This window comes from Bacillus sp. LR--39, from assembly GCF_053613335.1.
The window spans coordinates 1-1,007 of record NZ_JBSIOT010000386.1 but is presented as its reverse complement, the minus strand read 5'-3'; the positions used below and the strand labels follow the sequence as shown (position 1 = coordinate 1,007).

The 1,007-nt window shown below is 45.5% G+C and carries 1 protein-coding gene; it reads right to left on the bottom strand.

Annotated elements, in window-relative coordinates; translation table 11 throughout:
* Positions 1-181 precede the first annotated feature (181 nt).
* Positions 182-1,007: alanine:cation symporter family protein (locus ACWHAR_RS23440; protein WP_452087995.1), on the bottom strand; the 826-nt coding region annotated here is incomplete at its 5' end.

Here is a 1,007-nt window from a genome sequence, read left to right as displayed (position 1 = left end):
CCGTCTAGCACAATAAGCGGGTATGTATCTAATATGTGTTGGATAGGATTCATAGAATGTACCGATGCCTCCTTTCAGATTTTTTTGAAAAAGATATGAAAATCGTAATGGAGGCTTACGTGTTTGTCAATAAACGCAAAAAGGGAAAGGTGTTCAGCCCATATGTCTGAACACCCTTTTCTTATGATATTTGTTTGTTGTGCGTGTCAGTCTTTGTGTCTGAAACCGGCCAGCACTCAATGCCATTATGGTTTTTGAGCACATCTTTATAAAAGACCGGATCCTTGCCTGCTTTTTTCTGGCGTGTATAGTCTTTCAGCGCAGTAAAAACGATCTTTGATAGTAAGAAAATCGCGATTAAATTCACGACGACCATCAAACCCATGAACAAATCAGCAAGATCCCAGACGAGCTGGACTTTGGCAACACAGCCAAACACGATCATTGCCAGCACGCCGATACGGTAGACAAAAATCAGTTTTTTGCTTTTGTTCAAAAAGCCGATATTGGTTTCGCCATAATAATAGTTTCCAATTAAAGCACAGAATCCGAATAACAAAATCAGAATGGCGAGAAAGCCTGATGCCCATGATCCGACATGGGAGCTGAGAGAGGCTTGTGTCAAGGCGATTCCGCTCAGACCCGGAGTATGATAGGCATCCGAAAACAGGATGATAAAGGCGGTGCTTGTACAAATGACCAGTGTATCCGTCAGTACACCAAAAGCTTGGATCAGCCCCTGTTTGACGGGATGGCTTGTTGTGGCGGTGGCAGCGGCATTCGGTGCACTTCCCATTCCCGCTTCGTTTGAAAAAATTCCCCGTCTGACGCCTTGCATGAGTGCCGCGCCCAAAGCCCCGCCGGCGGCCTGATCAAAACCAAACGCATTTTTCACGATTAGCGCAAGCACACTTGGCAGCTGCGTAATGTTGGTGAAAATGACGAAAAACGCAACTCCGATATACAGGACAGCCAATACGACGACAATGGATTCAGCCAGCTTTGCA